At 47.9% G+C, this 24,095-nt stretch carries 15 protein-coding genes; 10 read left to right on the forward strand and 5 right to left on the reverse strand.

Annotated features, from left to right (window positions below; translation table 11 throughout):
• Positions 1-122 precede the first annotated feature (122 nt).
• Genes IAQ59_RS16060 through IAQ59_RS16075 form a run of 4 tightly spaced genes read right to left on the reverse strand, consistent with a single transcriptional unit; the run spans position 123 to position 5,458 of the window.
• The gene (locus IAQ59_RS16060) at positions 123-2,255 is read right to left on the reverse strand and encodes a DUF4230 domain-containing protein (protein WP_209331849.1); all 2,133 of its coding nucleotides are present in this window, start codon (positions 2,253-2,255) and stop codon (positions 123-125) included.
• A complete protein-coding gene (locus tag IAQ59_RS16065; protein WP_209331850.1) occupies positions 2,252-2,884 on the reverse strand; it encodes a DUF4230 domain-containing protein in 633 nt (210 codons plus the stop codon). The genes IAQ59_RS16060 and IAQ59_RS16065 overlap by 4 nt, the downstream gene beginning before the upstream one ends.
• Positions 2,881-4,572 carry an N-acetylmuramidase family protein gene (locus tag IAQ59_RS16070; protein WP_209331851.1) on the reverse strand — a complete coding sequence of 564 codons (1,692 nt, stop codon included), beginning with the start codon at positions 4,570-4,572 and terminating at the stop codon, positions 2,881-2,883. The genes IAQ59_RS16065 and IAQ59_RS16070 overlap by 4 nt, the downstream gene beginning before the upstream one ends.
• Before the next feature lie 31 nt (positions 4,573-4,603).
• The gene (locus IAQ59_RS16075; protein WP_209331852.1) at positions 4,604-5,458 is read right to left on the reverse strand and encodes a DUF5675 family protein; all 855 of its coding nucleotides are present in this window, start codon (positions 5,456-5,458) and stop codon (positions 4,604-4,606) included.
• Positions 5,459-5,735: 277 nt separating this feature from the next.
• Between IAQ59_RS16075 and IAQ59_RS16080 the strand changes: the two genes are divergently transcribed.
• Both IAQ59_RS16080 and IAQ59_RS16085 read left to right on the forward strand, forming a co-directional pair.
• Positions 5,736-6,203, forward strand: a complete 468-nt coding sequence (locus IAQ59_RS16080) for a (2Fe-2S)-binding protein (RefSeq protein ID WP_209331853.1) — start codon at positions 5,736-5,738, stop codon at positions 6,201-6,203.
• Complete coding sequence (locus tag IAQ59_RS16085) at positions 6,200-8,362, forward strand: xanthine dehydrogenase family protein molybdopterin-binding subunit (RefSeq protein ID WP_209331854.1); 2,163 nt, start codon at positions 6,200-6,202, stop codon at positions 8,360-8,362. The genes IAQ59_RS16080 and IAQ59_RS16085 overlap by 4 nt, the downstream gene beginning before the upstream one ends.
• A gap of 107 nt (positions 8,363-8,469) precedes the next feature.
• On the opposite strand, the gene IAQ59_RS16090 is transcribed toward IAQ59_RS16085, so the two are convergent.
• Positions 8,470-10,950: a TonB-dependent receptor domain-containing protein gene (locus IAQ59_RS16090; protein WP_209331855.1), complete on the reverse strand. Its 2,481-nt coding sequence runs from the start codon at positions 10,948-10,950 to the stop codon at positions 8,470-8,472.
• 258 nt (positions 10,951-11,208) lie between these two features.
• On the opposite strand from IAQ59_RS16090, the gene IAQ59_RS16095 reads away from it, so the two are divergent.
• The 8 genes from IAQ59_RS16095 (at position 11,209) to IAQ59_RS16130 (ending at position 23,924) form a co-directional block, all read left to right on the forward strand.
• Complete coding sequence (locus tag IAQ59_RS16095) at positions 11,209-14,016, forward strand: c-type cytochrome (protein WP_209331856.1); 2,808 nt, start codon at positions 11,209-11,211, stop codon at positions 14,014-14,016.
• Between the two features lie 246 nt (positions 14,017-14,262).
• Positions 14,263-15,630, forward strand: coding sequence for a Gfo/Idh/MocA family protein (locus IAQ59_RS16100; RefSeq protein WP_209331857.1), 1,368 nt, complete (start codon positions 14,263-14,265; stop codon positions 15,628-15,630).
• Positions 15,631-15,803: 173 nt separating this feature from the next.
• Positions 15,804-17,882, forward strand: a complete 2,079-nt coding sequence (locus IAQ59_RS16105; RefSeq protein ID WP_209331858.1) for a tetratricopeptide repeat-containing sensor histidine kinase — start codon at positions 15,804-15,806, stop codon at positions 17,880-17,882.
• A gap of 74 nt (positions 17,883-17,956) precedes the next feature.
• On the forward strand, positions 17,957-18,796 hold the full coding sequence (locus IAQ59_RS16110; protein WP_245189650.1) for a LamG domain-containing protein: 840 nt from the start codon (positions 17,957-17,959) through the stop codon (positions 18,794-18,796).
• Positions 18,797-18,894: 98 nt separating this feature from the next.
• Entirely contained in the window at positions 18,895-20,307 is a 1,413-nt protein-coding gene (locus IAQ59_RS16115) for a Gfo/Idh/MocA family protein (RefSeq protein WP_209331859.1), read from the forward strand.
• A gap of 113 nt (positions 20,308-20,420) precedes the next feature.
• Complete coding sequence (locus IAQ59_RS16120; RefSeq protein WP_209331860.1) at positions 20,421-21,989, forward strand: sulfatase family protein; 1,569 nt, start codon at positions 20,421-20,423, stop codon at positions 21,987-21,989.
• Between the two features lie 325 nt (positions 21,990-22,314).
• Positions 22,315-22,896: a hypothetical protein gene (locus IAQ59_RS16125; protein WP_209331861.1), complete on the forward strand. Its 582-nt coding sequence runs from the start codon at positions 22,315-22,317 to the stop codon at positions 22,894-22,896.
• A gap of 146 nt (positions 22,897-23,042) precedes the next feature.
• Positions 23,043-23,924: a DUF5677 domain-containing protein gene (locus tag IAQ59_RS16130; RefSeq protein WP_209331862.1), complete on the forward strand. Its 882-nt coding sequence runs from the start codon at positions 23,043-23,045 to the stop codon at positions 23,922-23,924.
• Positions 23,925-24,095 lie beyond the last annotated feature (171 nt).

Genomic DNA, 24,095 nt, shown 5'->3' on the forward strand with positions numbered 1-24,095 from the left:
ACATGGATAAAATACTATTGGCTTGTTGAAAATGAGCCACTATTTACGTATAAATATGCAATAATGCTATGCAGTAGGAAGCTAAATTTTTTTTCAACGGAGGTCTTGTCTGTATCGGTTTTTTATGGTGAAGGCGTGTTGGGAAGGCGTTGCCTTATAGCGCCTGCATTTTCAAGTTTTTCAGAAAACCATCGGTTGGCCCGGGTTATGGGGCCTTTACCTGCGCGTTCTTCCTGCGTATTTATCAGGTGATTTAGGAATAGTGCCAGTTCCTGACTTTGATTGGATGAAATACCGGCCACCTCCTTCGAAATCGGTGGGTTATTCGGCAGAGCCCCGACCGAATTTACCACGCATAGGTCTCCCTCTAAACAGAGCAGGCCTCTTGGTAGCTGCTTAAAAAGGAAAGGATTGACCAAGCGATCGAAAGGAATGGGTATCAATTTCCAGGGGCCGTTGCTCGTTTGTGTAGTGAACAAAAAGGAAGAAGTGCCAACACCCGAAAGGGAGGAATCGTCCTGTGTATCGCTCAAGGTTCGGATCCGTTTATCTGCCATTGATTCCCATTCGGTGGGGAGATAGCGGAACGGGAAGAGGTTTTGTAAAAGAAATACGCTATCAACGTCCGATGCCTGAATGTACTCAAACACGGATCTTTCGGCCGTTTGGGATATCACGGTTGCTCGCAGGGTATTCACGGCTGCACTGTCAATGTTGTCAGAAGGGTATTCGATTGTCTTTGTGGTACCCACGGGGGTGTTAGCCACCATCATAAACTGCATTGCTTGGTTAAACTGGTCCATCAAAAACAACGAGTCTCTTTCTGCCCATAGCATAAAGAGGGAATCAGGCAGCACTGGCCTTGCTTTTAACGCCGCTCTCAGCTGTCTGATGGAGTCCTGCGCAACAGAATCGATCAGCCCACGATGAGACAAACCATATGCCCAAGTGGAGAAATACCCGTATCGGCACCCGTCGTTTTCAAACGGGTAGGTTTGGATTTCTTTCGTTAACCGGTTGGCAATTTCCCACTTTTTGTTTCCCAACTGTTGATTGTTGAAGCGGTTTTCGGAACTGTTTTGAAGAGAATCGATGATTTTCAATTCGGTACGCAGGGTGCTTTCAAATAGCATCGCTTCTTCGTAGTTGATAAACCGGTCCTTCATAATTTGTTGGCTTAACTGAATAAACCTGTCGTTATGAAAAAACACCTGATTGATTTCCTTTCCGGTCATCAGGCTGAATAATTGCATCAAGGACTCTCCGCCAAATTTTTCCGCACTTTCCAAAATGCGGGCGTTTAGCGCGTTCGTCTCTAGTTTTTGAATGGCGTATTCCTTGACCTTCTTTGCATCTTTAAAATTCACCCGTCCGTTATACGTGAGGATATCAAATCCGGGCACTCCTTTTTCCGGAATGAACCACGGGTTGATATCTGCATCCAAGATCTTTGTGTTTAGTCCGAAAAAATGAAGTTCTTTGGACACTTCGTTGATAAAAAACATATTGGGAGTAAGTTCTTGCAGATCGAACCCTGCCTTTACCGTACCCCGGCCAATCATCGCCAACCTCTTCCGCTGGTCATTTTTGGGCATTTCCTCTCGTCTTCGTTGGTAATAAGCGCTGACAAAATCATCTACGTCCCATAATCTGTCAATTTCCGTCGGTTTTTCGTAGAGCAATATCAGCAAGTCTTTGAGCTGATTGTTATTCAGGTTGGTCTGAACCGGACGCTTACGTAGATCGGTTTTGTCAAACAGGTAGTTCAATACTTCATGATGCTTGGGGAGTAATTCCAGGGCCTCCCAATCACCATGGAACTGCAAGCGGTCCAACAGGTTACTACGCGACACGTCGTCCGTCAGTAGCCGCCGTTTTTCGCGCCGGGTTAGTGCTTGATCTTCCGACTCCAACAGGGAATTTATTTGCTCGATGTTCAATTCATCAAAGCTTTTGAGCTGCTTTAGCATTTCTCTTAACTCACTGATCACTTCATTGGCATGTTCGGACAGATTGGGTTCTAGTAGGTCATCCACTTGCGCCTCTTCTATACTGGAGATCACCTCGCCATAGTACTCGGCCGTAACCAACTCACCCAGTTCCCGTACCTGTGAACTCAAATTGGCGGTCGGTTGCAGTTTGAGTTTTCCACCGAAAAGTCCCATTGGGTTCCACCAATAAATAAACAGGAAGATTGCGATCACCAAAGCAATCTCAATTATCAGTCGGGCACTTTTAAGGATCTGACGTATCATGGCTGCCTTACCGTATCGACGGGTTCATTGATTTCAACTTGGCGAAGGAGCAGGTCGTCGCTGCTGAAGTGGATGTAAATTTCTGTAAAACCCAGCGCCCTCAGCAGGGTATGCATCATCTTGCGGGTATGCGTTTGAGAAGCTTTCACGATTCCTAGGTAAGGGAGGCTTTCGCGAATGTCGGTTTCAGCCATGCGGAAGAATGCCTCTTGGTCTTCCAAGCTAATGTTGTTCAAAAACCGGCTTGGGTTGGAAATCAGCGTGTCCTCCACGAAACTTTCCGGCGGATACGAAAAATTGATTACCTCTATGGGAGGCAAAGTCAGCGTGATTTTGGTGCCTTCGGTTGAAATGTCCTTTTCAGCGAGTCGGCTTAAATCAATTCCAGTTTTGATCGTTGCCTGAGAGTACGCAAGGAAGGAAGCTTCATTCACCGGGATGAAGAACACCTTTTTGGTTTTCTTTCCAAACACTACTTTATCCACTACAAATTCCGAGGTAACCAGATCGTTGGCCTGCTGAATTTTACCGACCACCAGTTCTCTGTCGTTTGATTGGCAGCCTAGTAGCCAAATTCCAATCAAAATAAAGAGGCAGTAGGGGAGTAGGATCGATCCACAGGTTCTCATAGCCCCTGTTCTTTAAGTTTTTCGTAGGCCGATTTCATTCGGGTATGGTATTGGCTGACAGCATAGGCACTTCCGTTGTATCCAAAGGCAAATGCCTCCCAATCGTAGTTACCGTCCAAGTCTTCCGAAATGTAATCGACCAGTCTTTTACCGCGGGATTTTTTAGTCCGGATAAACTCCAGGAAGTCCAATAGGTGAAAATACTCCGACTGATGCTGGTGTTCCATAAAGTCGTCCACATCTTTGTAGCCCCTGCCCTTGATATTGCCTTCCAAATTCTCCCCGAGCACTTGGAACATCCCCCAAGATGCTGCGTATACTGCCGCCTTTTTGTGGATGGCAATTGCTTTGTCCAGTCTTTCGTACTCTCTAGCACCTCCTTTATAATGCGCACGGGTCCATTTTTCGAAGAGAATATCCTCGTTTCCCTTCAGGTGGGCATGGGGGTCTTCCCCTAATTTTACCAGATTTCGCCAAAAAACATGTCCCTCAAAAAGAATCTTTGCTCTTCCATCTGCCAGGTGACCCCTGCCGGAAGATTCCACCGAAATGACGGCTTTGACTACGGGAAGACTTAGTTTAATGGACGTGTTGTTTTCAAAATCCTCTAACGCAATGCGGATATCCATGTCACTGAGCACCTTGGCATGCTCGATGTCATTGGATTGAATGAAATCATCGCCGGATTGTTCTACTAAGTTGGTATCCAACGAAGCGGAGAGAAGCAGGCGTTGATTTGTGATTGAATTGGGTTGGGGTTCCGGAAAAAGGGTGTTTTCGCGTCTAAACTCCCGGTCATCCATTTCTACGTCATCTACAGGAGGCGTCGTTGCGCCCGTCAGCGGTTTTACACCGGCGCCCTCATCCTGTACGTTGGAATCATCCCCGAGCCCTTTACCTGTGGGGTCACTCCATCGCTTGCTTACGTATTTCAGGGACCTATCGCCGAAGTAGAAGGCGATCATCATCAGAAAGGCCGTTTCAAAGAATTCAAATTGTTGCCTCAGTAAAGCCACATCCATGCCGGTATAGGCAGATCCGAAGCTGGTAATAAGCAAAGACATGCCACCCATCAGTAGTGTGAAGGCAATCATGCCCCGCACGGTACCGGGAGGTAAGCCAAAGGTCTGGCTTCGGTAGGGGTTGTATTTTGGCACCTCCATATCTTCGGTTTCGGGAATGAAAATCCCGTTGCGTTTTTGTTCTGTTTGCTCGTAGATCCTGTCCCAATCTTGATCGGTGATGCCATAATTGATATTGTAAAAATAAACGGACCACATAAAATATACTAAAAATACCGCTATCCAAATGACCGCAGTAGCAAGGCCGACTGCTTGAAAGAGATTTTGGTGCTCGATGTATACAAAAAACGCCCCCAACAGGCCAAAACCTGTGAGTAGCGTCGTAAGTACCACCGTTCCTTTGAAGAAAAAGCCGTGATAGGGGTTGTTGTTTTGGTTTACGTGCTTTGCCCTAGGGTTCATGTGGCGGGCGGCTATTCCATATAGGAGACCGACGGCGAGTAGCAAGATCAATGTTACCGCAAAACTGGTGTTCTTGTCTTGCCATTCAGGTACGACTCCGAAAAGAAGCACCATGGTGACTAGCACTACGGCACCAAGCTGTACCAGCAGGTAAGGTTTGTTTTTAAATAGCGGTTTGGCGTTGTCTGGATTTGGTGGTGACATAGGGAGAAGGTTTAATTTTTTTTACGTGGTACTATCCCAGTGCAAGGGATACTGTTTTTTGTCGGATGAGGGACCTGTCAAACCAGTCTTCATCCAGCACTTGAATGGTTAGCTTTTCCCCTTGATCGAGCATCGGATGCAGTGTTTTATAGAAGCGCTCGAAGGCCAGTCTGGAGTGGGTGATCATTTTTTGGGGGTCTGCTGCGTTTACGCCGTCGGCGATGAGGATGCACCCCTCCGTATCGGCATGGGAGTTGCCAATGTGGATGTATACCCGACTGAAGTTAGGGATTTGCATGATCTCAATGTGATAGTCAAACCATGCAAACCGGTTTCGGTACCGTTGGGTAAGCGGGGTTTCCACGCGGTTGAGTTCGAGGGGATAGGTCCCCTCCGGTATGCGGGTTTTTCCGGCCAATTTGCTATCCCGGTGCGCATCTTCCAAGGTGTAGGCAAAGAAGCGGTTTTTCAAAAACAGCAGTCCCAACGTCGTCTGCCCGTCATCCAGGTATCGCATCACGGTGACTGTATTGGAATTGAGTGGCTGTCCCGTTTGCGTTGGATTGTGCAATTGATTTTCCAGTACCCTTATTTTTTCGTTTAAATCTTTTAATCGATCGTCCGAAAGAGCCGGGGCTGCCGGTGGTCCGGGCTGTGAAGAAGCGGGTGTCGCCGCAGGCATCGGTTCGCTTGCTTTTACTTGAGCGCCGGATTTTGCAAAAAGGCTCGTTAAACCCTCGGATGCCCGGCGAAACAAGAGTACGATATAACCGGCAAACCCTACGAACCACATCCAAATGCCTTCCAAAACTTGAGGTTGGACCACAAAGAGGACAGCAAGTACCAGAATAATGACGATCAGGGTGATCAGTAGAAATCGGCTCATGAAGTTAACAGTTTTCTATGCTTATGGCGGGATTTTGATCAACAAAATTGAAGCCTTTGGAAGTCTGAGCAAAATTTAATTATTTAAATCTGGATTTCAAACATACTATCCATTTTTTACGTCTTCGTTTTTTTTCTGTTTCGGATTTACGGCTTTCGTACAGGGGTGTCGCCCTTGTTAATATAGATTAAAATTAAATTAGTGTTAAATACACATGTTTTTTTGAAAACAATCGGATAATTTTTTAATTTTCTGGTTAAACAATAGATTCTAAAAAATGGCGAACTACAACTTGCAAATCAACGGAAAGAACTACCAGGTTGATGTGGACGAAGACACCCCCTTGTTGTGGGTACTTCGGGATCATCTGGGGCTGGTAGGCACCAAGTATTCCTGTGGCATTTCCCAGTGCGGAGCCTGTACGGTTCATATAAACGATAATGCGGTTAAGTCCTGCTCCTACCCGGTTTCTGCGGTAGGCTCTGAGAAGGTTACTACCATTGAAGGATTATCGGATAGTGGGGATCATCCCGTGCAAAAGGCTTGGGAAGAAATCGACGTAGCGCAATGCGGTTACTGCCAAGCAGGTCAAATCATGACAGCGGCAGCATTTTTGAAAAAGAATCCATCTCCGTCTGAGGCAGACGTCGTTGAAGCCATGAATGGCAATATTTGCCGCTGTGGCACTTACCACAGAATCAAGGAAGCTGTTCTCCTCGCCGCATCTAAAACCAATCGATCATGAGCACACAACTAAAGACCAATAGACGAGATTTCCTGAAAATTGCAGCCACTGCCGGTGGGGGCCTTTTGCTGGGCTTTCATTTCTCCGGTTGTGATTCACCCAAAATGCAGGTGGTAACAGATGAGGAGTTGATGGCTCAGGCGGTAAATTACAATGCCTTTTTATCGATCGCACCGGATGGTCATGTGGTGATTTTCTCTCCCAATCCGGAGTTGGGCCAAAATATCAAGACTTCCTTCCCCATGATCGTAGCTGAAGAATTGGATGCAGATTGGGCAAAGGTACGCGTGATGCAGGCCTTCTTGGATAATGAAAAATACGATCGGCAGGTTACGGGCGGATCAGGTGCCATGCCCCATTCTTGGGAGCGCCTGCGTAAGGCGGGGGCTACAGCCAGACGGATGCTGCTGGAAGCGGCCGCAAATCGACTAGGGGTAGAGGTAGGCAGCCTGACAACCGATGCTGGAACAGTTATACACAAAGATAGCGGAAAGAAACTGGGATATGGGGAGTTGGCAACCGAAGCGGCTTCCATGACCGTGCCGGAGGATGTGCCGCTTAAAAATATCAAAGACTTCAAGATAATTGGTACGCCGGTTAAGAATGTCGATAACAAGGCCATGTTTACCGGGAAGCCGCTCTATGGGCTGGACATCTATCGGGACGGCATGAAGCATGCGATGGTGCAGCGGCCTCCCTTTGGGATGAAGCTCAAGTCATTTGATGCGGACGCTGCAAAGGCAGTAAATGGGATCACCGATGTGGTTTCGTTTAACGAAAATGTCGCTGTGGTGGGGACTTCCACCTGGCCTTTGATGAAGGCTAGGCGGCTGCTCAACGTGCAATATGAACCCATAGCGGGAGAATTGGAAAGTACAGAGATGCACAACAAGATCTTTGACGACTTGCTAAACAATGGCAATGCCAAGGTGATGCGCAAAGATGGGGATGTAAATGCTGCCTTTCGAAACGCTGCCAAAGTGATAAAAAGTGAATTTCAGTGTCCCTTCCTTTCACATTCCCCCATGGAGCCGATGAACTTTTTTGCTCATGTAAAAGCCGATGGCGTGGAATTGGTTGGCCCTACGCAAACGCCCGATAGAGCCAAGGCAGCGGCGGCGGAGATTGCAGGGGTAGATCCTGAGAAGGTAACGGTGGAAATGACCCGCCTAGGAGGTGGATTTGGAAGAAGGTTACGAGCTGACTTTGTGGAAGAAGCCGTGCACGTGTCCAAGTTGGTCAATGCGCCCGTGAAGTTGATCTGGACTAGAGAAGATGACAATACGGGGGGTGCTTACCGTCCCGCTGTTAAGTATCGTTTTGAAGCTGCTTTGGATGCGAATAACAACCTGATCGGCTACAAACTGAAAGGCGTTGGTCTCAATGCGGGAAATACTACCCGTGAAAATAACTTCCCCTCCGGGTCGGTGGACAACCTGCTCATCGAGTCGATTGATTACAAATCGGACATTACCACAAATGCTTGGCGCGCTCCAATTACAAATTTCCTCGCCTTTGCGGAGCAGTCTTTCATAGATGAAGTAGCCGAAGCTGCGGGTAAGGATCCGGTGCAGTTCCGTCTGGAATTGCTGGATAGGGCCAAAAATAATCCGGTAGGAAGCATCCATTACGATGTAGACAGAATGAGGGGTGTTGTGGAGTTAGCTGCCGAAAAATCGGGATGGGGCAAGAAAAACGGTGTGGCTCAAGGCTTTTCCGTGTATTTCTCACATCGATCTTATGTGGCCCAGGTGGCGGAAGTACGCATGAACCAAGGTAATCCCGTATTGGAAAAAATCTATGCGGTGACCGATTGCGGTATCGTGGTAAATCCAACCGGTGCGGACCAACAAGTGAGAGGCGGTATGGTGGATGGAATGGGCCATGCCATGTATACAAACATGACCATCAAAAATGGGCTGGCGGAGCAAAAGAATTTTGACAGCTACCGACTGATCCGCATGAAGGAAATACCAGAGATTGAAACCCACTTTGTCGACAACGGCATAGATCCCACCGGGTTGGGAGAGCCTGCGCTGCCTCCAACTGGCGGGGCTATCTCCAATGCAATCTATTGGGCAACCGGTAAGCGACTGCGAAACCAGCCGTTTATCGAGCAGGAAGAACTTAAGGAGTTCAACTTGGGTCAACGGGCCTGATCGACTCATTTCTTCCTAGCTAAAAAAAATGCCACCTTGCGCAAAGGTGGCATTTTTTTTGAGCGGGTTCTGCGATTTCGTTCGTTGGCTCACCCCACCTTTTTTAACTATTCCAAAGAGCTGTTGCTTACGCCGCTCTTTATATCGTCGTTGGTGACCGATTTTGGTTTTTTTGCGTTTTTATCTACGGTGAGTTTCCCGATTTTGTAGGTGAAATTGACGCGAAACCCTGCATTTTGCATGCCTACGGTGCTTTGTTGGAGGATGGTAGGTGTGACCAGTTGGTTCTGCAAGGTAAACTCCTTGGTCAGGAAGTTTTCGAACCCAAACCCAATGCTTCCGCGGTTATCGTTGAACTGTTTGTTGATGTTCAGGTTATATATGGCAAATCCGCCTGCCTGCCCCTGTAGCTGTACCTGCTGCCCCCGGGCAAAGCCAAAGGCTTGAATCTGCCAGTTGTTGGGTAGCTGGTAGCTGGCCATTCCCCTGCCACTCAGTACGAAGCCGGAGTTGAATGCCGCATACAAGGGGTCGGTCAGTCCGTTGTTCAATGTGGCATAGTAGCCATCTATACTTCCGTTCACCGTCAGTTTGCTACTTAGATTGACATTGGAAAAGATGGATAATCCGAACGTCTTTTCGTAGCCGATGTTTTCAAAGGTGGTGAAGATGACATCTTTGTCCGCTACCGTTCTAATGGGTTGGATGGATCCGGTGGTATTTCTGAAGTAGGTGGTGAAGTTAATGGTAGCCACTTTCGAGGAGGTGCCGTAGGAAAGCTCCCAATTGTCTGTATACTCGGGGCGTAGCAACGGGTTTCCCTGAGATACTTGTTGCGGATTGGCTGCGTTTAGGTTTGGATCGAGGAAATTGAGGAAAGGACGCTGTACCCTTCGGTTATAGGCGGCTTTGATCATGTCTCCAGTGGTCATTTTGTGACTCAAATTTAAGCTGGGAACCCATACACCGTAGGAGGGGATATCGCTTTCGGGAGCCATGGAACCAAAGTTGGCGTTGATGTGGGTATATTCATACCGCACTCCCCCTTTAAAGGAGAAATCCTGAAGAAAATCAGTGGTAAAGGAAGCATATCCTGCGGTTACGTTTTGGTTGTAAGCAAAGTTGTTTGACTTGCTTGGATTGGCAGACTCCTGATAGGGGCCGGACACACCTTCTGCCGTGTAGTAGGCAAAGTCACTTTCTGCCTGCCGATTGATATTCTTCGCGCCGTATTCGAGTATTTGGTTTTCCGATAGTGGCCTTATATAATCCAGCTGCACCGTAAATTCTTCATTTTTGCTGACGTTATTGTTTAAAATTCTACTTAAAATTCCCGTTTCGGGCTCACCATATAGGCTGTTTTCAAACATATTGCGTTGATTAGATACGCTGTATAGAGCAGATAAGCTGAATTCTTCCCCCTTGCGATCAAATGTTTTGATATAGTTGAAATTGGCGTCAATGTTATTGGCCTGGTCATTGGTGGCCACATCTCTTAAGCTAGCGTTGATCAACGCATCCGATACATAGGTTTCAGTAAGCAGGCTTTTCTGGAGGTTTTCGCGGTTTCGCAGGCCAAAACTGACGGATGTTGAAAGGAACTGGTTAGGATCTAGCTCGAAGTCCCATCCCAAATTATACCTACCCATCAGCATATCAGTGCCGGTGTTGGCTTGTTGTAGCACATTCATCAAGGTGCCGTTGGGCTGGGTTATCACTTGTTCGTTGGAGAATGAGCCCAACACGTTATACATCGAACGACCAAAGCCGCCCAATGTCCAGCTCATATTTCCTTGTTTGAGGCTACCATTGAGCCCTAGCGTGGAGCTTCTGTTGCCCGCAGAGCTATTGATATTCAAAGAGGATCCCTGCAAGTTGTTTTTCTTGGTAATGATATTGATCACGCCTCCGGTACCTTCTGCATCGTATTTGGCAGAAGGAGTGGTGATGACTTCCACTGATTTGATTTCCTCGGCAGGCAGTTGTTTTAGCGCATCGGCCACGTTGGACGCGACGATGGCCGATTGCCTGCCGTCTATAAGTACCAAGATATTGGAGCTTCCCCGCATAGACACATTGCCATCCATGTCGACTGAAAGCATGGGCACCCTCCGCATCACGTCTGTTGCATCCCCTCCCAGGAGTGTTTTGTCGTTTTCGGCATGGTAAATGGTACGGTCCACTTTTTCTTCGAAGAGGTCCCGCTGCCCCGTGATTACCACCTCATCCAACGAGATTTGGGTGGGCTCCAAGTAAAAAGTAGAAGTAAGCGAGGGTGTATTTCCTTCCGATACCTGAAACGGTTCGCTCACGAACTCCTGGTATCCCATCACGGAGATCTTGAGACGATAGAGCTTATTTTGCATGCCTGTAAGTGCAAATTCGCCATCCAAATCCGCCACTGCACCGGATTCCAACGAGTCGTCCTCTGCGCGGATCAGGGCAATGGTTGCAAAGCCTACCGGTTCGCGGGTTTCGTGATCTATAACCTGGCCGATTACCTCATGGGGTACCTGCTGGGCATGGTTCTTCGTTAGACTGCCAAAAGTGAGTACGGCAAAGATAAGAATGGATCGTAGTGCGTTCATGATGTGCTGGATTATGATGTGTTTGTTGGATGTTAGACATCATGCCGCTGGGATCGTTTAAGCCGAAAAATGGGCCAATGGGTGGCAATAGGCGGTTAGTGGGTGTCACTCGATGAAATCCCGTAACGGATCGACAGTTTGGGGATTTTTATTTTGCCGGAAACCGGTTGGTTGTTCGTATTGCCGTACTTAATTTTTTTGAAATTAGCCGATTTGGTGCTTACTTGCTTTGATTTAATCGAAAAATGATCTCTGATAATGCATATTTCAAGCAATAATCTATTTCACAAGTGGCATCTTCTGCCAAGTACTTACGCAGACAGATTTATTGTCTGGATCTTCGTTGCGCTGCTAGCGGTAGGCTGTAAACAAGAGGAGCCGGAGATTACACACGTTGATTTTGAACAAGTGACGTTTGGGGATTTTGTAGAGCCTGATTTTCCGTATATTACTACCTCGATTGATGCCAGAGAGTTGGGTGATGGTTTTCCAACGGATAATATCTCCGCAAGGGTATTGGCCATAAAACTTGGCGACGATGCCTATGCTTCTTTTGATCCCGATATGTTGCGCTGGACCGTCGCTTGGACCGGTGAGTTTCTGCCTATGGTTACCATGGCACAGATTTCCTACAACAGTTTTTACGATAAAAATAACAAGATTCCGCGAATTCTTGGAGTACCCCATTTTGCTACGGGTCAGTACCCCGGTTGGATGGCAGGAGTGTCTCCCGAATTCGTAGATCCCAGGCCGGCCAATCCCTATCCCGGTGCCCCTTCTTGGGGGCCATTGGATGCCAAGGAAGCTAGGTGGGAAGGGCACTATTTGGCCAATGACGAACTGGTGCTTTCTTATACGGTAAAGGGAACCCCGATTTTGGAGAAACCCGGTGCCTTACAGGATGCAAACCGAACCGTATTTACCCGATCGTTTCAGCTGGAACCGCACCCGGAGGAGTTACATGTTGTCTTGGCAGAGGTCACCAACGGAAGCAGTTCGGAGGTCACGCAGCATACCGCAAAGATCTATCACGATGCGGAGGGTGGCCGGGTTACCGGAATTCATCTGACGGGAAAGACCAACGGATTAACCCTTCACGTAAAGGACGACCGGTTTTTGTACGTATCTATTCCCCGCTCAAATGAAACCTTGGATTTTGGGGTAGGCATATGGAGCGGGGCCAATTCAGAAGCCGGGGAATTTGCCAACCTAATGGATGGGTTTGACCATTCCATACCTGCCGTAAAAAAAGGATCGCCTCCCCGATGGAAGGAAAAAGTGCTTACCAAAGGAGAATTGGCACCAGATACCGCATTGTTTGTAACCGATCGCTTGACCCTTCCGGTACCGAATCCATGGAGCCGAAATGTGCGGGTAGTGGACTTGGATTTTTTTGACAAAAGCAAGGCAGCCGTGGTGACCTTTGATGGAGATGTCTGGATTTTGGAGGGCATTAACGACAAACTTAATAGGCTATCCTGGAAGCGGTTTGCGTCCGGATTTTACGAACCCCAGGCGATTTCGGTTGTGGATAAAGCTATTTATGTCTATGGAAAGGAGGGTATTGTGCGCCTCCATGATCTGAACAAAGACGGTGAGGCCGATTATTATGAGAACTTTTCGAACATCATGGCGCAGTCCATAGAAACGAGGGAATGGGCCAGTGATATGGTAAAGGATCCTACGGGAGGTTTTTACATTGCCAAGTTCGGTGCGCTGGATATGGGGCCGGAGACTTCTTCTCCCAAAGCTATTATGGGTTTCCGTGCCGGATCGCAGCACGGTGGGGCGGTTTTTAAGGTTTCTGCCGACGGGAGGGACATGGAGATGATTGCTTCGGGATTTCGGGGGCCATATTTGGGTATAGACCCCAAGACCGGGACGTTGACCGGCTCCGATCAGCAGGGACATCATATGCCGTCCACACCCATCATGATGATCAATAAGGGCGACTACTACGGGGTGTCCGCTACGGCACATCTACCGGAACTCCCAGAGGTCACTCCACCTTTAACTTGGATACCCCATGCGGAGGATCGATCGGGTGTTAGCCAAGTTTGGGTGCACAGTGATCAAATGGGGCCACTGAACGGAAAGATGGTTCACCTATCTTATGGTCGTCCGGGGCTGTTTCAGGTATTGGTGGACGACACGGGCAATGCACTTCAGGGCGCCGTTACGGTCATTGATGCCGACTATCCTGCGCCAACCATGAAAGCAGAGATCAATCCCGGAGATGGGTTCATGTACTTGGCAGGCTTTGCGCTTTGGGGCCACAAATCCGACGTTTTAACGGCCATGCTACGGCTACGGTATACAGGAAGGGAAAGTCACCTTCCAGAAAAATTCCAAGCAAGAAATGGAGGTGTAATGATTCGTTTTGCGACCGAATTGGATGAATCGTCTGCAACAGATGTCAGCAATTACACGGTGAAGCGATGGAACTATAAAAGGACCGGGAAATATGGTTCAGGCCACTATAAGCTGAATGGGGAAGATGGGGAGGAGCAGCTACCTGTGTTGGCAGTGGAGTTATCCAAAGACCGAAAGGCTGTTTTCTTGGTCGTGCCGAATATGGCGGAAGTCATGCAAATGGAGGTTGGGTACCGCATCGGTGCCAAGGGCGGTCTATCACTAGATGACAAGCTGTGGTTTACCGTAAACGACCTGGCAGAACCAAATCTGCTGGCCGAAGGCTTTAAGTCCCTGGATTTACAGCATATACTGGAAAACGCGGACTTTTCCTTGGCAGCGGTGACAGAGGAGGAAACTGTTTCATTGGAACATGGCCGTCAATTGTATGCTAAGATGAACTGTATTGCCTGTCATTCGATCGATGGCAACAACGACGGGCGTATAGGTCCCGGGATGAAGGGCATTTTTGGAAAGGAAAGACCTGTGAAGGATGGGGAACCGGTGTTGGCTGATGACGCCTACCTCACGGAATCGATCATTGAGCCCAGCAAAAAAATAGTAGCCGGATACGACGAAGGGATGCCGTCTTTTTTGGGAGTGCTTTCGGAAAATGACGTATCCTCCTTGATTATGTACATTAAGTCCCTATAGGAAAGTAGTATTCCAGTCGAACGGAGGTTTTGCCGTTGGTAAAATCGCCGTTCGACTATTTTTGTTTTTGTGCGGGTTTCTCCAAATTTTATTTTTAAATTCCAGTCGTTTAGATGGGTTTTTCTGTGTTCGTGTCGCGTGGATGACCTAAATTCAGGGTTGCCAAAGTGATTAACGAAGTGATGATTTCGACCTGTTTGAATGGACGTGTACGCTTACTCAAAATAACCCTAATATAGTTGCCCTATGAACGACGATTTTGCAGGTGCCTCCCGGCGCCGTTTTATTCAGCAAGCTGCTTTGGCAGCCCTTACGCCTCCTTTATTGATGTCCCTTCCCACGAATGCAGCAAGCCGAAAGGACAAGTTGCGGCACGCAGCTGTGGGTGTCGGGGGCATGGGATGGCATGATTTGAACCGATTTATGGCCCACAGCGACGTGGAAATCGTTGCGATTTGCGATGTAGATGCGAATCATCTCAAACGGGCGGCAGAAGCGTTGCCAAATGCCAAAACATATACTGATTGGCGAGAGCTCTTGCGGGTGGAAGCGGGAAATTTCGATTCCATCAACGTCAGTGTGCCGGACCACAACCACTTTGCCATTTCGTATGAGTCCATCCGCTTGGGCAAGCACGTGTACTGCCAAAAGCCGATGTGCCACGACGTAGCAGAGGTACGTGCCTTGACCCGCGCGGCCGACAAGGCGGGCATTGTAAGCCAACTGGGCACCCAGCATGCTTCCGGAATGGGTGACCGTACGGCCGTGCAATGGATCAAAGAAGGACATATCGGAAAAATCAAAAACGTCTACCTCTGTTCTAACCGACCCGGTGCAACGGAGGCATACCGGTATAAAGGGCCCCGTCCTGCGCAGGGAGAGCCCGCCCCGGATCATTTGAACTGGGACCTTTGGGTAGGTACCGCCCCTATGCGTGAATATTCTCCTACGATTTACCATCCGTCCAAGTGGCGGGCTTGGCAGGATTTCGGCACCGGATGGTCGGGTGATATCGGGTGCCACATCTTTGATGCGGTGTGGAAAGGAATGGGATTGAAAGATCCTATCTCCGTGGTGGCCCGGGTTCAGGACTCCTGGCAGCAATCTCCCGAGCGAATGGCAGATACTTGGCCTCAGTCCAATCACATCACCTGGATGTTTCCCGGAAATGCCATGACCGCGGAGAAGCAGCTTCAGGTTGAATGGTTCGACGGTGAATTTTACCCACCTGAGGAAGTAAGGGCGTTGTTTTCCGTCACGGATTATCCCGCCGAGTCTGCCATGCTGATAGGCACGGAGGGTGCATTACTTATTCCCCACACCAAAATGCCGGTCTTGCTCCCGCAATCCAAATTCAGCCAAGTGGCGGCACCTCAACTGGAGGAAAGGGACCATTACCACCATTTTGTGGATGCCTGCCTTGGCAGAACCCAAACGGAGAGCCACTTTAATCAGTCAGGACCTATGACGGAGGCAATTATTCTTGGAACGGTTGCACTACGGGAACCTGGTAAATTACTGAAATGGGATGCGAAGAACATGAAGATAGCCAATTTGCCGGAAGCTGAAAAGCACCTAAGCAGACAATACCGAAAGGGATGGGAAGTGAAGTGAAGGGATTCCGTGGATGAGCGAAGGGGATTAGGACCCTTTGATGGTTTTTAACGAATGGGGCTGTTCGAAAGGTCGGACAGCCCATCATATTTTTGGAGGATCGATGGGAGGTTTCAAAATTTGTGTTATTTTTAAAAAAATATTTTTATTCGTGCAAAAGTTGATCGTCGGAAATGCGTAAATCTTTTATAGCCAGCGGATTATTTCTTGGGGTGCTGAGTGTTCTTTTTGGTTGTAAAGGTAATCCAGAGGAATACGAACCCGTAAGGCCTGAGATTTATGAACTTTATCACACCTCCAATCGCCTTCTGAATTCGGGAAGCCTACCAAATTATCCGGAATATTTAGACTCCTTGTATCAGCCGTTTTCAGACCTAAATACGCTGGAGCACTGGGAAAAATACCTGCATATAGCCCTTTTTTACATAAACTACGAGGTTGATTTGGAGCAAGCGGCAAGGTACAAGGATAGCATGGATTTGGTCTTGAAGGGAAAAGAACAGGTTTACAAAGTGGAGTTTTCCAAAAATTTTTTCATTGAAGGGGATATATTCAAGGCTCAAAAGCGGTATGCTGATGCGTTTAGGAGTTATTATAATGGGAGGGAATTTGCCAGAAACAACCTGCCCCTGTGTACCACAGCGGATCTAACCTACCAGTTAGGGATGTTCAAGTACAATCAGCGCCAGTACGAACCAGCAATTGCGTATGTTTTACAGGCGATTGAAGAGGTCAGTCAATGTGGAGATGCAGAGTCTTTTAACGTGAAGGTAATGGATCCTCAGAAGTACCTGACCACCGTAGCCCTCTCCTATGAAAAAATGAATGACCTGGACAGTGCAGTGTATTATTATCAGGCGGCTAAAGATTTCATTCAGGAGCAAACCCAGCATTACCCGATTGAATCCCAGCCGTTGGAAGCACATTTTTTAGAAGTTGCAGAGGGTGTCGTGTTGGGGAATTTGGGAGGCGTGTTGGCAAAGCGGGGCGATTTTGAGAATGCCGAGCGGGCACTAATTCGAAGTATTGAGATTAATGACCGGCCCGAATACGATATTCCAGATGCCAGGACGGCCAAAATAAAGCTGGCAAACCTTTACTTGGATCGTGGAAATCTGGCTGCTGCCAAGGGCTTAATCGACGACTTGGAAAAGTCGATAGGGCAAATCTCCATCAAAAACAGCAGCTATTTTGACGTGCTCTCAAGATTTCTCAAGTTGCGTTGGTTTTATTATGATGCAATCGGCGACGAAGCGATGGCCTACAAGGACCTGAGTGCCTACCTGAAACTATACGAGGAAAATGAACGGTTGGCAGAGGCCTCCAGGTACCTCGATATGGAGGAGGCTTTCCGGGTTACGGAACAACAATACGAGATTTCACTGATCAGCCGTCAAAATGAACTGAAAAATGTCTACCTGATAGGGGCGGTGGTTTTTCTGGCTATTACGGTCGGATTCTTGGTTCATGTAGCCTATCACCTGAGGAGGTTTCGAAAAATCAATCGCCAAATCAGCGAACAAAATATTGAATTGCAGGACGCATTGGGTGCGTTGGAACAAAGCCACGCAGAAAACTCACGTATGATGCACATCGTGGCGCACGATCTCCGCAGCCCGATCAGCAGCATGACCATGATTGCAGACGTTTTGTTGGAAAGCGGGAATTGGAATGAAGAAGACCGTACATTGATCGAACATATCAAGATTTCCGGCACCAACTCATTAAACCTTGTCTCGGAAATGCTGCAGGTAAACAGAGGTACAGAAGGGTTGCAGAAGGAGGAAGTAGATCTCGAACGGATGCTAGGCTACTGCGTGGATTTGCTGCGCTTTAAGGCCGATGAAAAGCAGCAAAAGATCACACTGTCTACGGTTCCCGTGAAAGCGATGATCAGCCGGGAAAAAATGTGGCGGGTGGTCAGTAACCTGATTGCGAATGCGATTAAATTCAGTCATAAGGGAGGGGTTATTCACATAGCGTTGATACAGCGGAAAGAACACGCGGTAATTTCCATACAGGATCAGGGAATAGGCATTCCGGATAAGTTGAAGGACAGCTTGTTTGAACTGTTCACCAATAGCAAACGCTACGGTACAGACGGTGAGACCCCTCATGGGATGGGGCTTGCCATTTCCAAACAAATAGTGAAAGCACATGGAGGCCGGATCTGGTTTGAAAGCGAAGAGGGAAAAGGGTCTACCTTTTTTGTGGAATTGCCGTTGCATGAGGCTGGTGGCAAATTAACGTAAGCCCGGCTGCATGCCGTAAGCACCCGGCTAAATTTCCCAACAAAAAAAACATCTCCATTTTTACCTCAAAAAGTATGAAAGACTTGCTTTTACTTGTTTTTATGGCCGCGTTATGGCTACCCTTCGGTGCCCATGCCCAGTCTAAGGTGATAGAGCGCCACTTGTTGGCGTTTTGGGATTTTTCGGAAGAGGCGGGCAGTCCGAGGGTTTCCAAATCCTATCAGAACGATGAAACCTATCATCTATTGGAAGGGGCAGGGCCCATTGAAAAGGTCTCCGAAGGCCCCATCCACAACAGTTCCGCCTATATCGTAGACAGCACCTGGTTTTATATACCCCGTGGCAAACTGGGCAAATTAAATATCTACGGGAAGGAGGCAGCGGTAACGGTAGTGGCCTGGGTGAAAAAGGACTCCGAAAAGTACTGGCAGGCCATAGGCGGTGTATGGGACGAGACGCGGGAAAAGCGGCAATACTACCTCTTTTTAAACGCAGCGAGTAAGACACACCACGATGAGATGAAGCGATATCCCACAAATGGGCGGATTCACGGGCATATTTCCGCCTTGGGTGGTAAAAGTCCGGGAGAAAAGGCGTGGATCTCCTACGTCAGCAGCGACGAGGAAGTGGCCGCCGGAGTGTGGACCATGATCGCCATCACCTACGATGGCAAGCAGATCAGGGCCTACAAGGACGGTCTACTCAGTGCCAATCCACTCACAAACCCCTTCCCTTATGAGGAGGGGATCTTTGATGGGGGCGAAGATGGCGCCGACTTTACCGTGGGGGCCAACTCGGTGATCGGTAAAATGACCAATCAGTTTATCGGTCAAATCAGCGGTTTGGCGGTCTTTGACCGGGCGCTGAATGAACGGGAAATGCGGTATCTTTTTAGGAAGGGGATCGATTTGTAGAAGGGCACCGCAATTGGCCAAAAAAATCATGTCTTTTTAAAAAAGATTTGCTATACTGCTCCTTGAAAAGGAAATGCCCAAAATTTATTGACCAATGTATGAATAAAGACCGAAGAAGTTTTATCAAAACCGGTGCGATGGGTGCTGCCGGGATTTCCCTGATTCCATCGATGGTACTGGGAAAACCACTTGGCCATGTGGCCCCGAGCGACAAGGTAAACTTGGCCTGCTGCGGAATCGGACACCGTGGCGGTGAGATCATCCGATCCCTGCATGCCACCGGATTGGCTAACGTAGTCGCTCTCTGTGACGTGGACATGGGAGCTCCCCATACACAACGTGTGATAGAAATGTTTCCCGATGTTCCCCGCTTCCAGGATTTTCGGGTCATGTTTGACAAGATGGGTAGTCAGATCGACGCAGTGACCGTTGGAACACCGGATTTTTCACACTTCCCCATTACCATGCATGCCATGGCCCTTGGCAAACACGTGTACGTGGAAAAGCCCATGGCCCGTACGTTCCAAGAGGTGGAACTGATGATGGAAGGAGCCAAAAAGTACAAAGTAGCTACCCAAATGGGTAACCAAGGCCACTCAGAAGGAAACTACTTTCAGTTTAAAGCCTGGAAGGATGCCGGAATTATTCAGGACGTGACTGCCATGACCGCGCACATGAATGGGAAGCGGAGATGGCACGACTGGGACGTGAACATGGCAGCTTATCCTGCCGGACAGCAAAAACCGGCGACCATGGATTGGGATACCTGGCTATCAGCGATCGAGCATCACGATTTTCACAAAGATTTCCACGAAGGACAGTGGCGGTGTTGGTATCAATTTGGCATGGGGGCTCTTGGAGACTGGGGAGCGCATATCATGGATACCGCGCACGAGTTTTTGGAGCTAGGACTGCCCTATGAAGTGAACCCCGTCAAACTGGACGGACATAACCCCTTCTTCTTTCCCATGGCCAGTACCTTGGAGTTTAAGTTTCCGGAGCGTAAGGGCATGCCTGCCTGTACCATCACCTGGTATGACGGTGTCAACAACATCCCCGCCGTGCCGGATGGATATGGCGTGTCGGAGTTGGATCCCAATATACCCCCACCAAGTACCGGGCAACTGCAACCTGCCAAACTGAATCCGGGAAAGATCATCTATGGCAAGGACCTTACCTTTAAGGGTGGATCGCACGGAAGTACCCTGAGCATCATACCCGAGGAAGCCGCCAAGGACATGGCCTCGAAGCTCCCGGAAGTACCGGAAAGCCCTTCCAACCATTTTACGAATTTTCTGAAAGCCTGCAAGGGGGAAGAAACCTGCCGTTCTTCCTTTGAGATCGCCGGACCGTTGAGTCAAGTGTTCTGCCTGGGCGTACTGGCGCAGCAGATGAATACCAAGATTGTCTTTGACCGTGAAACCAAGAAGGTAGTCAACAATCCCTTGGCAAATGCCATGCTGATTGGCCCTCCTCCCAGAAAGGGATGGGAGCAATTTTACCATGTGTAGCGCCGCACCTCACAGTAGATTGTCTTTCATGCCCGCAACCCTCGGTCTATCGTGGTTGTGGGCTTTTTTTTACCCTGACAGCCCCAAACCAACCTTTTAGCAAGCCCCTAGCTATGAATCGTCCATACCCTTTCCCTTGCCTTGCCCTGCTTATGGTTTTTCTCCTCGGTTTATTGGGATCCTGTGACACAGGCCCTGAACAGACCGAGCTTCCCCTCCGACCACACGTGGTTTTCATCTTTGCCGATGACATGGGCTACGGGGATATCCGCGCGCTAAACGCCGCCTCCAAGATACCTACGCCCAACCTGGACCGGATGGTCAAAGAAGGCATGCACTTTACCAATGCCCACGCCAGTGCGTCGGTATGTACGCCGTCCCGTTATGGGCTGCTTACAGGGAGGTACGCCTTTCGTTCCGAAGCGGCGGCCTTTGGCATTGGAGGCTTTGCGGGGCCGGTGGTGGAGGAAGGCAGGGAAACCTTGCCGAAGCTGCTGAAACGGGCAGGCTATCATACCGGCATCGTGGGCAAATGGCACTTGGGACTGGGATGGCAAACGAAGGATGGAGCACCTGCGCGGCTGGATCCGGCAAGCGGCCGGTCCAATGTCGACTATGCCCTTCCGGTAACGCAGGGCCCACGGGATGTGGGATTTGATTATTCGTATATCCACCCGGCCTCTTTGGATATTCCTCCCTATGTATTTATTCGAAACCACCAGGTGGTCAACCCGGACGTGGTTCTTACCTCCTCGGTGTATCCCCTTCGTCAGGCGGACACGGAGTACGCCTGGGATAAAAAGCACTCGGATGACAACGCCATCTATTGGCAAAAGGGCGTTTGGTGGAGGGAGGGCGAAATGTCCGCCGATTTTAGGGTAGCAGACTGTCATGCCACCATCCTGGGAGAGGGGCTTTCCTATATTCAGCAGCATGTGGCCAAGGGAGTAGCTGATCCCTTCTTTTTATACTTGCCGCTTACCGGGCCCCATACGCCGTGGTTGCCTTCCCCGGAAAATCAAGGAAAATCCGGTGCCGGGGTGTATGGCGACTTTGTGCTGGATATAGACCAATTAGTGGGTCGGATTATAGAGGAACTGGACCGGCAGGGCATTGCAGATCAGACCCTGTTGCTTTTTTCCAGCGATAACGGCGCTTATTGGCCTGATTCGGAGATAGCGCTATTCGGCCACGATCCCAATGCCGGTAGGCGGGGGCAAAAGGGAGACGTTTGGGACGGAGGGCATCGGACGCCCCTGATAGCCCGCTGGCCTGGGACGATTGGGCCCGGGACGCATAGCGATGCGTTGGTGAGTTTAACGGATGTGGTGGCTACGCTTGCAGCGATGACCCAAACAGCGTTGGGAGAGGGGCAGGCAGAGGACAGCCAATCCTTTTGGGGCGTGTTACGAGATCACAGCGCGGGTGGCTTGCGGACCGAGATGGTACACCACTCGTCGCGAAGCCTATATGCCCTACGAAGTGGTGGATGGAAGTATGTAGAGGGCCTGGGTTCCGGTGGATTTACGGATCCGGGGATTGTCCGCCCCGGAGAAGGCGATCCTGCCGGGCAGTTGTATGACGAGGCGAAGGACCCCGCGGAGCGGGACAACCTGTATGCCCACTATCCGGAGGTCGTCAAGGAGCTCTCTGCCAAGCTTGCCGCCATTCGGGGAAAGTAAACTGGGGTGTATCGGTTGCACCAGGCTCGTCAATGCTGCCTCATCAATGCGGCCGATTCTTTTAGCCAAGAACAAGCCATACCTGACCCAAAAATTACCCCGATCAGGGTATTTTTTGCGGAACAATAATGGCTTATCTTTAGCGGCAGGGTATGGCCGTCATTGTTAGCCGAAGAAGCCGGTTCGGCAACTTCATTAGGGCCACGTTACCAGTGCATTAGGCGCAACCGAGTAGCGCCTATGCAGCCAAATTGGAAAACATAGTCGCAACGGAGTAGCGCCAATAAAAGTGTTGTATGCCATTAAAGGAACTGATACCGAACCCATGAAATATATTCCATTAATATATCTTATACTGACCAATGTAAAATGCTTCGGACAAGGAAGTGATAGTAAAGATTATTCAGATTCTGAGAGAAAAAAAATTCAAATAGCTGAGAACTTTTTAATTGAAATATTCAGTGAGAATTTTTTGAATGATACTCTTGAATTTAAAGGTTTATATAAGTCTGTTTTAGATATGGTAGCATTTGAAATCAAAAATGAACTTTCGAAAGACAAATCCAGAAATATGATTTTGATTTTTTTAAATGGCGAAATTGTAGAAACGGAATACAATACAAAAATAACCAGGAAAAATATTCATGATTATTTCAAAGGTGGTTCAAATGAAAATATCTTCCTAAACCTTGATCATGCTTTAAGCTTAGCAAAGAGAGAAAATTTTGAAAAAGGAATTAAGGGATGGACTATTTCAATTAGTGGTGTTGCTGATTCTGTATGGTGGAATATAAAATCATATCAAAAAATAGACTATGATCCTGTCTACTCAGCAAATGGGATAGATTTTAAAGTAAATATCCAAAATGGAAAAATCAAAATATCTGAGTGGGTAGAAATAGAATAAACGGCATACAACATCACCTTGGATACAGCGGGCGGTTCAGAGTAAATTGAAAGTTTAGTATCTTTAAAAAGTTAGGAGTAGGTTGGGAGAGATGTGTACCGAATGCCCGCCGTCTCCAAGCTGAATCACGTTAGTGGCAATAATGTATGAACCCTCGAGACAAAATATCCATTTTATTTAACGAAGCAAAAAAGGTTAAACTCCAAGATTTGCAGAAGAGTCTTAATGAAATTATAATTCTACAAGGTTTTTTGATTCAGAAAGTATATGAGTTGAAACCAAAACTAAGAGAAGGAGAGGTTTATATTGAGACCTTAATAACCAAATTGATTTTTGCATCAAAAAGTGTTCTGCGATTGTCCACGCCACAAGACTTAGAAATTTATAATTCAAAGGATAATATTGAAATAATCGACACACCATCGATCTTCATTTTAACTAGGTCAATTATTGAAACGTTTTTAACTTTAGAATATTTGTTCTTTGACACCGTAAATGACTTGGAAAAGGATTTCAGATTTAAACTTTGGAGAGTATCCGGCTTTATGTCACGACAAGCATTTGCTGACAAAGTATCAGAAACTCATTTAGAAAAACTAAAACGAGAGGAACAACTTATCGAAGAAATAAAAAAGGAAATCAAATCAAGTGCTTTTTATCCGACTCTTAAATCAAACGACTTATGGAAATTAGATAAATTTGGACTCCCAAGATTAAAAAGTTGGGGCAATTTACTTGAAAGTAGCAGATTGAAAAGTGAAATGTTCCAGAAAATATATAGTCTTTATTCAAACTATGCACATTCAGAATACCTTGCAATGATGCAGCTGAATGAAGGAAATCTTAATAAAGGTAATTTGAATAATATCTCGAATTCTGAGACGGCTTTACTTTTTACTCAAATGATAAACTCGGTTACTATTTTATTATTGAAAGAACGGTTTGTTGAGCTAGAAGAAGAGTACGGCACCATAACAGATGATTTAAAAGTAAGAATTGAACTATGGAGTGGCATAGCAACAAAATAATGTACAGCCACTAACACGGGTTTTGCGTCAGGCGGGCTGAATTGCAAACTTGAAGCTTGTGCTACTAATGAACTCTAGTAATAAATTAATGCTTTGTGCTCCGAAACCCGCCCGAACGCAAAGGTGTGCTGTGAATGGCCGACAATCGTAGGTTGGCCAATGCTGTATAGA

The organism is Lunatimonas salinarum, from assembly GCF_017811155.1.
GTDB classification, from domain to species: domain Bacteria; phylum Bacteroidota; class Bacteroidia; order Cytophagales; family Cyclobacteriaceae; genus Lunatimonas; species Lunatimonas salinarum.